This is a genomic window from Acinetobacter sp. YT-02 (genome assembly GCF_002412355.1).
GTDB classification, from domain to species: domain Bacteria; phylum Pseudomonadota; class Gammaproteobacteria; order Pseudomonadales; family Moraxellaceae; genus Acinetobacter; species Acinetobacter towneri.
The window spans coordinates 1-4,402 of sequence record NZ_NOZT01000082.1; the positions used below are offsets into that span (position 1 = coordinate 1).

At 42.4% G+C, this 4,402-nt stretch carries 4 protein-coding genes; all 4 read left to right on the top strand.

From position 1 onward, the window contains the following. Nucleotides 1-227 precede the first annotated feature (227 nt). Nucleotides 228-1,676: a 3-isopropylmalate dehydratase large subunit gene (leuC, locus tag CF596_RS14125; protein WP_019836007.1), complete on the top strand. Its 1,449-nt coding sequence runs from the start codon at nucleotides 228-230 to the stop codon at nucleotides 1,674-1,676. A gap of 97 nt (nucleotides 1,677-1,773) precedes the next feature. Next, nucleotides 1,774-2,424, top strand: coding sequence for a 3-isopropylmalate dehydratase small subunit (gene leuD, locus CF596_RS14130; RefSeq protein WP_004976094.1), 651 nt, complete (start codon nucleotides 1,774-1,776; stop codon nucleotides 2,422-2,424). 102 nt (nucleotides 2,425-2,526) lie between these two features. Continuing rightward, entirely contained in the window at nucleotides 2,527-3,090 is a 564-nt protein-coding gene (locus CF596_RS14135; protein ID WP_096902841.1) for a hypothetical protein, read from the top strand. Between the two features lie 39 nt (nucleotides 3,091-3,129). Further along, complete coding sequence (gene leuB / locus CF596_RS14140; protein WP_004976098.1) at nucleotides 3,130-4,209, top strand: 3-isopropylmalate dehydrogenase; 1,080 nt, start codon at nucleotides 3,130-3,132, stop codon at nucleotides 4,207-4,209. Nucleotides 4,210-4,402: the final 193 nt, after the last annotated feature.

Here is a 4,402-nt window from a genome sequence, read left to right on the forward strand (position 1 = left end):
TTAAAACGACATTTCGTGTCGTTCATATGGTTTACTCCAGTCGCTTATATCCTCGTGCTGAACCACGAGGTTTTACGCTCCAGTGGATAAAAATTATTTTGCTAGAAACAACTAAATAATTCCTAAAAGTTTTTAAATTAATAAAAATGATAAATTAGATTTATACAAATTCGCGGTTATAATCAAATTAATGAAAAAATTACCCAGTCCAGTGGAGTAGATCTGACATGGCAGGCGAAAACCAACAAGCACAAAATCCAACTGCAAAAACTTTGTATGACAAATTGTGGGATGATCACTTGGTCACTCAACGTGATGATGGCTCGGCTTTATTGTATATCGACCGTCATTTATTGCATGAAGTGACTTCTCCACAAGCCTTCGAAGGTTTGCAACTTGCAGGACGTAAACCGTGGCGTTTAAGTGCCAACGTGGCAACGCCTGACCATAACGTACCAACGTCTAAGAAAGAACGTGCGGACGGTATTGCTGGTATTGAAGATGATACTTCACGTATTCAGGTACAAACTTTAGATGACAACTGCAAAACCTTTAATGTGGTGCAGTTTGACATCAACGACATCCGTCAGGGGATTGCACACGTGGTTGGGCCTGAGCAGGGCTTAACTTTGCCAGGTATGACCGTAGTGTGTGGTGACTCACATACAGCGACTCACGGTGCATTCGGTTGTTTGGCGCATGGTATTGGGACATCTGAAGTTGAACACGTATTGGCAACCCAATGCTTGGTTCAAAAGAAAATGAAAAACATGCTAGTGCGTGTAGATGGCAAATTAGGTCAAGGTGTTACACCGAAAGATGTCGTTTTAGCGATCATTGGTAAAATTGGTACTGCAGGTGGTACAGGTCACGCGATTGAGTTTGGTGGTCAAGTATTCCGTGATATGTCGATTGAAGGACGTATGACAGTATGTAATATGGCGATTGAAGCAGGCGCGCGCGTAGGTATGGTCGCTGTGGATGACAAAACCATTGAATACGTGAAAGGTCGTAACTATGCACCAAAAGGCGAGCAATGGGATGCAGCAGTTGCTTACTGGAATACTTTACACTCAGATGAAGGCGCGCACTTTGACACCGTAGTGGTATTACAAGGCGAAGAAATTGAGCCGCAAGTGTCTTGGGGAACTTCACCTGAAATGGTCATTCCAGTATCACAAGCCGTACCAACTTTAGAGCAGGCGAAAGATGATGTACAGCGCAATGACTGGACGCGTGCTTATCAATATATGGGCTTAACTGCAGGTCAGTCTTTGGCCGATATTCAATTAGACCGCGTATTTATTGGCTCATGCACCAACTCGCGTATTGAAGATATTCGTGCAGCCGCTGAAGTGATTAAAGGTCGTAAAGTTGCAGCAAGTATTAAACAGGCGATGGTGGTTCCAGGTTCTGGTTTAGTTAAGCAACAAGCGGAACAAGAAGGCTTAGACAAAGTGTTTGTAGAAGCAGGCTTTGAATGGCGTGAACCAGGTTGTTCAATGTGCTTGGCAATGAACGCAGACAAATTGCAACCGGGTGAACACTGTGCATCGACTTCAAACCGTAACTTTGAAGGTCGTCAAGGTAACGGTGGTCGTACCCATTTGGTGAGTCCAGCAATGGCAGCTGCGGCAGCAATCGCAGGTCATTTTGTAGACGTACGTTCATTCTAAGTTATGCCTTCATCCCAGCCTTCTCTCAGAGAGATGGCGTTCCCTCTCGCTATAGCAGAGGGCAAGGGAGAGGTTACGGATTCAGTGAGAATTAAACATGAAAAAATATACCGTTGAACAAGGTATCGTTGCACCATTAGACCGTGCCAATGTCGATACAGACTTAATCATTCCAAAACAGTTTTTGAAATCTATCAAACGTACAGGTTTTGGCGATAACTTATTTGATGAATTGCGTTATTTAGATGAAGGTTATCCGGGTCAGGACAACTCAAAACGTCCGATTAATACTGAGTTTGTATTGAATCAGCCGCGTTATCAGGGTGCTTCAATCTTAATTTCACGTGCCAACTTTGGTTGTGGTTCAAGCCGTGAGCACGCACCTTGGGCATTGAATGAATATGGTTTCCGTACCGTTATTGCACCAAGCTTTGCCGATATTTTCTTCAATAACTGCTTTAAAAACGGCATGTTGCCTGTGATCTTGTCTGAAGAGCAGGTCGAGCAATTATTTAAAGAGTGTGCGGCGACTGAAGGCTATCAATTAACCATCGACTTAGACGCACAAGAAGTACGTACACCAAGCGGTACGGCATTTAAATTTGAAGTAGATCCATTCCGTAAACACTGTTTATTGAATGGTTTGGATGATATTGGCTTAACATTACAAGCAGCCGATGACATTCGTGCTTATGAAGAGAAAACCAAGCAGTCGCGTCCGTGGGTTTTTGCCGAAATTCAGGCATAAATTCGCTGAAATTTGTCATAGCATCGCTGCCTAACTCTTGCTAACATCGGCACATAATAATTTTTATATTTTGTATCTAACAGGTGAGGTTGGGCGCGAACAATGACTAAAATTTTCGGTCGGCTTGCTGTCATTGGATTATGTATCACCACGCTAAGCGCATGCCAAACGTGGAATACAGCACGCATTAAACAGGTGAAAGAAACTGAACAAAGCAAATCCAATGCACTGATTTACTGTGCGGGTACAGATGATTGTGAGTTTGAGCGTTTAAATACGGTCACAATTTTCGATGCAGAAAAACATCGTGTTACACGTGCTGCCATTCAGGAGGGTTTGGTACGTTTACAGGAATCATCCTTAAATAAATCCAATGCCTTGTATTTATCTGTACCGCCTAAACAACATGAATTGGTGATTCGCTTTTATCCCATTTCTAAAGATCGTGCAGAAAAACTGCATGTAATTCATAAGTTTAATGCCAAGCAAAAATATACCTTTAGAATGTATCGTGATCGAAGTCGTACTAAAGGCAGCTTATTAAATGTGTCTGCGCCAGATCCTTTATGTGTAGATTTGGTGCAAAACAACAAAACCATTCGACGTTTTTGCAAACCCTACAATGTCTTAAATGGCTTGGGTGAGTTTGTAGAACAAAAAATTTAATCCCACAGTCTTTGACTGTCATGAACAATGGAAACTCTCATGTCAAAACATATTTTGATTTTAGCTGGTGACGGCATTGGTCCAGAAATTGTGAAAGCTGCTGAACAAGTGCTGACACGTGTCAATGAAAAATTCAATTTGGGTTTGACTTGGGAACAAGGTTTATTGGGTGGTTCTGCAATTGATGCACATGGCGAACCGTACCCAGCAGTGACATCTGAGCAAGCGAAAAAAGCCGATGCAATTTTATTGGGTGCAGTTGGTGGTCCAAAATGGGACAACATTGAGCGTTCAATCCGTCCAGAGCGTGGCTTATTAAAATTGCGTTCAGAACTCAATTTATTTGCTAACTTACGTCCTGCAATTTTGTATCCACAATTGGCAGATGCTTCAAGCTTAAAACCTGAAATCGTATCAGGCTTAGATATCTTAATCGTGCGTGAATTGACGGGTGGTATCTATTTCGGTCAGCCACGTGGTATTCGTGAATTAGAAAACGGTGAAAAACAAGGTTTTAACACCGACGTATATGCTGAGTCAGAAATCAAACGCATTGCAAAAGTAGCGTTTGAAATGGCGAAATTGCGTGGTGGTAAAGTATGTTCGGTAGATAAAGCCAACGTACTGGAAGTGACTGAATTGTGGAAGCAAACTGTGACTCAGTTACATGCAGAACAGTACCCAGAAATCAACTTGTCGCACATGTATGTCGATAACGCAGCGATGCAATTGGTACGCGCGCCAAAACAATTTGACGTATTGGTGACAGGTAACTTGTTTGGTGACATCTTGTCTGATGAAGCGGCGATGTTGACAGGTTCTATTGGTATGTTGCCATCTGCATCTTTAGACGAAAATGGCAAAGGTATGTATGAGCCTTGCCATGGTTCAGCGCCAGATATCGCAGGTCAAAACTTGGCAAACCCATTGGCAACCATTCTTTCTGTGGCAATGATGTTACGTTACACCTTCCGCGAAGAAGCGGCAGCAAAAGCCATTGAAGATGCAGTAGGCAATGTATTAGATCAAGGTTTACGTACTGCCGATATTATGTCTGAAGGCATGAATAAAGTTGGTACTGTTGAAATGGGTCAAGCAGTCGTTACGGCACTCAACTAAAAATTTAAGCGATTTAACCTATCGCTTACAGCTCAAAATCAAATCATTAAACGCAGTCTTCGGGCTGCGTTTTTTTATTGGTTTTGTACTTTCAGAGTGTTTTAGCTAGGAGACTTAACGTAAGCGTCCGCTGAACACACCTTCTGAATTCATCCTATAAGCCTTAATTTAGTCCCCACTTAGAAACAAGTGG